The following is a 5,013-nucleotide window of genomic DNA, read 5'->3' as shown; positions in this document are numbered from 1 at the left end:
GAAATTTTGCTTGGGATTGTAATCTTTAAAGACTACTTTTGATTTAATTGACACACCGCAAGTTAATAAACTTGCCGAATATGGGGAGCTCTCGGGCTCCCTTATTTGTATAAAAAAATTAGGGCTGTATCACTTTTGAGACAGCCCCTCTTGTTATATAATAACTATATTTTAGTTATTGTTAGAGTTCCTTACAACTTTTACAGTTTCAATACCATATTCGGTCTCAATCTGTACTATGTAAGTAGCTCCCTGTAGCGAACGCATATCTACTTTAGCAGTAGTAGCATTTACATCTTGTGTAATTACTACCTGGCCAAGCAGGTCTATAACTGTTACCCTGTTTATCATGTTGTTGTTCTCTATTGTAAGAACATCAACTACAGGCACTGGGTAGTAAAAAAGTTTGTTCCTTTCAAAACTATCTGTGCGTAGTGATACAGTAACTGTTACAGCAAGCGAAGCAACACTTTCGCAACCATCTAAAGTTTGAGTAGCGTAGTATATTACTCCGTCCTCAAGTATTGTTGCAGGATCAAGCGGGTTAACATGGTTAGCAGCATCTTCGGCATTAGCATACCAAACTATGTCTGTACCCTCTACAGTAAGATTAGCAAAAGTAGCGTTTTCGCCTACAACTTGTGCAGCCTCTCCTGTTGGAGCAGGTGTTACGGTAATAGTTACCGCTACTGCAGTCCTGGCTGCACTTTCACATCCATTTACAGTTTGAGAAGCATAGTAGGTTGTTCCGCTAACAAGTACATCATCGCCGGCAAGAGGCTCGCCTCCTGTTTCGTCTGCATACCATAGTATATCCGTTCCTTCGGCAGTAAGGTCGGCAACTGTAGCACCCTCACAAAGAGTAAGATCTGTAGCCACAGGAGCTTCTGTTACCTGGATAGTAACTGCTACCGCTGTTCTTGGTCCTTCGCAATTGTTAAGCGTTTGCGATACATAGTAAGTACCTGTTGCAAGGGCTGTGTCATCCGCAAGGGCTGTACCGCCTGTTGCATCAGCATACCAGGCAAGGTTATCACCTGTTGCAGAAAGGTCTGCTACAGTAGCGCTGTCACAGAATGTTTGTGCTTCGGCAACCGGAGCAGGAGTTACATTTACAGTAACGGCAACTGCTGTCCTTGGGCTTTCGCAATCGTTAAGCGTTTGCGATACATAGTAAGTACCTGTTGCAAGGGCTGTGTCATCTGCAAGGGCTGTGCCGCCTGTTGCATCTGCATACCAAAGCAGGTTGTCACCTGTTGCAGAAAGATCTGCTACAGTAGCACTGTTACAGAATACCTGAGCATCTGCAGTTGGGGCAGGCGTTACGTTTACAGTAACAGTAACCGCTGTCCTTGTTGCACTTTCGCAACCATTTGCAGTTTGCGTAGCATAGTAAGTACCTGTTGCAAGGGCTGTGTCATCTGCAAGAGCAGTTCCGCCTGTTGCATTAGCATACCACATGATAGCAGTTCCTGTTGCAGAAAGGTCTGCTACAGTAGCACCACTACAAAATACCTGAGCATCTGCAGTTGGGGCTGTTGTTACATTTATAGTAACGGCAACTGCTGTCCTTGTTGTGCTTTCGCAACCGTTAAGTGTTTGTGAGGCATAATAAGTAGTTCCGTTTGCAAGGGCAGTGGCATCTGCAAGAGCAGTTCCGCCTGTTGCATCGGCATACCAAAGTATTGTGCCTGTACCTTCAGCCTCAAGATCGGCTACAGTAGCTGCATTACAGAATGTTTGTGCAACTGCTGCCGGTGCAGGAGTTACGTTTACTGTAACGCTAACCGCTGCCCTTGGGCCTTCGCAGTTATTAAGTGTTTGCGACACATAATAAGTACCTGTAGCAAGCTCTGCAGTGTCAAGCAGTTCTGTACCACCTGTTTCATTAGCATACCACTTAATATCTGTACCTGTTGCAGTAAGTTCTGCCACAGTAGCACTGTTACAGAATGTTTGTGCAGTTGCAGTAGGCGCAGGTGTTACATTTACAGTAATGCTTACCGCTGCCCTTGTGCTTTCGCACTCATTCAGTGTTTGTGATACATAATAAGTACCTGTTGCAAGAGCTGTGTCATTTGCAAGGGCTGTACCGCCTGTAGCGGCAGTATACCACTGTACATCTGTACCTGATGAGGTAAGATCTGCTACAGTAGCGCTGTTACAGAATGTTTGCGCACTTGCAGTAGGTGCAGGAGTAATATTAACTGTTACCGCTACAGCAGTTCTTGTAGGGCTTTCGCAGCCATCTACAGTTTGTGTAGCATAGTAAGTAGCAGTTGTTAAAGATGCTGTGCCTGCAAGCGGAGATCCGCCTGTAGCAACATCATACCATTGTACATCTGTTCCGGTAGCTTCAAGCTCGGCAACTGTACCAAAGTTACAGAACACCTGAGCATCTGCTGCAGGAGGCATAACCTCTGCAGGCTCTGTTACAGTTACAGATGCAGTGGTAGTACAACCATTGGCATCGGTTACAGTTACATCATATGTACCGGCTGTAAGGCCTGAAATAGTAGCTGTAGTAGCGTTATTGCTCCACAGGTAAGTGTAAGGAGTTACACCGCCTGTTACAGCAACTGTTGCAACACCCTCATTACCGCCAAAGCAGCTAACAGGAGTATCTACAGATGTTGTAGCAGCAAGAGCATCCGGTTCTGAAATAGTGAACGACTGAGTTGTTGTACAACTGTTAGCATCGGTTACGGTTACTACATAGGTACCGGCAGCAAGATCTGTTGCGGTAGCGCCTGTAGCACCATTATCCCAAGCATAAGTATAAGGAGATACGCCTCCTGTTACACCCACAGTAGCAGAACCGGTTTCGGCTCCATTACAAAGTACATTAACCTGAGATGCAGCAGTAGCTACAAGGGCAGCAGGCTGTGTAATTGTGAATGACTGTGTTGTAGTACAGTTATTAGCATCTGTTACAGTTACTACATAAGTACCCGCAGCAAGATCTGTTGCGGTAGCGCCTGTAGCACCATTATCCCAAGCATATGTATATGGAGATACACCACCTGCTACAGTAACTGTAGCTGAGCCGTTAGTACCACCGTTACAAAGTATATTAACCTGAGATGCTGCAGTAGCTACAAGGGCATCAGGCTGTGTAATTGTGAATGACTGTGTTGCAGTACATCCGTTAGCATCGGTTACCGTTACTGTATAAGTACCTGCCATAAGGCCTGTAGCAGTAGCTGCAGTACCGCCTGACGGTGCCCATGAGTAAGTATATGTTCCTGTACCGCCTGTTGCGCTTACAGTAGCCGAACCTGTTGCGGCTCCGTTGCAAAGAACGTTAACCTGAGATGCGGCAGTAGCCACAAGAGCTGTTGGCTGTGTTACAGTTACAGAAGCTGTAGCTGTACAACCGTTAGCATCAGTCACCGTTACATCATAAGTTCCGGCTGCAAGGCCTGTAAGATCTTGTGTTGTAGCTGAGTTACTCCACAGATAAGTGTATGGAGAAGTACCGCCTGTTACTGTTAAGTCAGCAGCACCATTGTTGCCACCGTTGCAGCTAACATTGGTTGCTGTAGCTGAAGCTGAAAGTACAGCAGGTTCTGTTACAGTAACAGAAGCTGTAGCAGTACAGCCGTTAGCATCGGTTACAGTTACTCCATAAGTACCCGCCGCAAGTCCTGATATTGAAGCTGTTTGAGGTCCGCTTAAAGTTGAAAGCACAACGTTGTCAAATCCGGCAAAGTCGCTGGCTCCGTCTTGCTTAGCAATAAGCCTTAACCTTACAAAGTTTGCAGATGCAGGTATATCGATATTTACTGTTGTCCATGCACCTGTATTGCGGTTAAGCTCTACAGTAGGGCCCCATGTTGTACCGTTGTCAAGCTCTACCACATATCCTAACACATCGGCAGCTTCAAACTCAACTGAATAATAATCGAATGAAAGCCTCATGTCTCCCTGTGCGCTTACATCGATTGGGTCGAATGTAATAGTGTGGTCAAAGTTACCTCCGCCGTTAGGGTTGTCAAGGTCTCTGATACCAAAGAAGAATGAACCTTCTGAAGCTGTTGCGATAGAACCTACGTTTTCTACAATTGCCCAAACATCGTTAGAGATGTTATAGATGGCAGGAGTAAATGTATAGTTCCAGCTACCTGTAGCTTCAAAGCCCTGGAAGACAAATGGTGTAGCAACCATTTCAGTACCGGTCCATGAATAGGTATATGCTCCTGTACCGCCTGTGGCAGTAACTGTAGCTGTACCGTTTGTACCGCCGTTGCAGCTAACGTTTGTTGCTGTAGCTGTAGCTGAAATAGCTGTTGGCTGTGTTACCGTTACAGAAGCTGTAGCTGTACAACCGTTAGCGTCTGTTACCGTTACACTATATGTACCTGCCATAAGGCCTGTAAGGTCTTGTGTAGTGGCGCCATTGCTCCATAAATAAGTATAAGTACCTGTACCGCCAGTTACTGTTAAGTCAGCAGTACCATTATTACCGCCATTACAGCTAACATTAGTGGCTGTAGCTGAAGCTGAAAGCACTGTTGGTTCTGTTATAGTTACAGAAGCTGTAGCTGTACAACCGTTAGCGTCAGTTACCGTTACACTATATGTACCGGCTGCAAGGCCTGTAAGGTCTTCTGTAGTAGCGTTATTGCTCCACAGGTAGGTGTAAGTGCCTGTACCGCCTGTTACCGTTAAGTTAGCAGTACCGTTGTTGCCACCGTTGCAGCTAACATTAGTTGCTGTAGCTGAAGCTGAAAGCACTGTTGGTTCTGTTACAGTTACAGAAGCTGTAGCTGTACAACCGTTAGCATCAGTTACCGTTACATCATAAGTTCCTGCCATAAGGCCTGTAAGGTCTTCTGTTGTAGCGTTGTTGCTCCACAGATAGGTATAAGTACCTGTACCGCCGGTTACTGTTAAATCAACAGTACCGTTGCTGCCACCGTTGCAGCTTACATTAGTAGCTACACCCGCAGCTGAAAGTACAGTTGGCTCTGTAATAGTTACAGAAGCTGTACCTGTACAACCGTTGGCATC

General features: G+C 45.8%; 1 protein-coding gene. It reads right to left on the bottom strand.

Features of this window, described 5'->3' with window-relative positions; genetic code table 11:
• Positions 1-171: 171 nt before the first annotated feature.
• On the bottom strand, positions 172-5,013 hold a 4,842-nt coding region (locus KJK34_RS14915), incomplete at its 5' end, for an Ig-like domain-containing protein (protein WP_223054695.1).

The sequence above is a fragment of the Flavobacterium coralii genome, from assembly GCF_019891545.1.
GTDB classification, from domain to species: Bacteria; Bacteroidota; Bacteroidia; order Flavobacteriales; family Flavobacteriaceae; genus Flavobacterium; species Flavobacterium coralii.
Note: the sequence above shows the minus strand (reverse complement) of the source record. Positions and strands in the feature narration are given on the sequence as shown.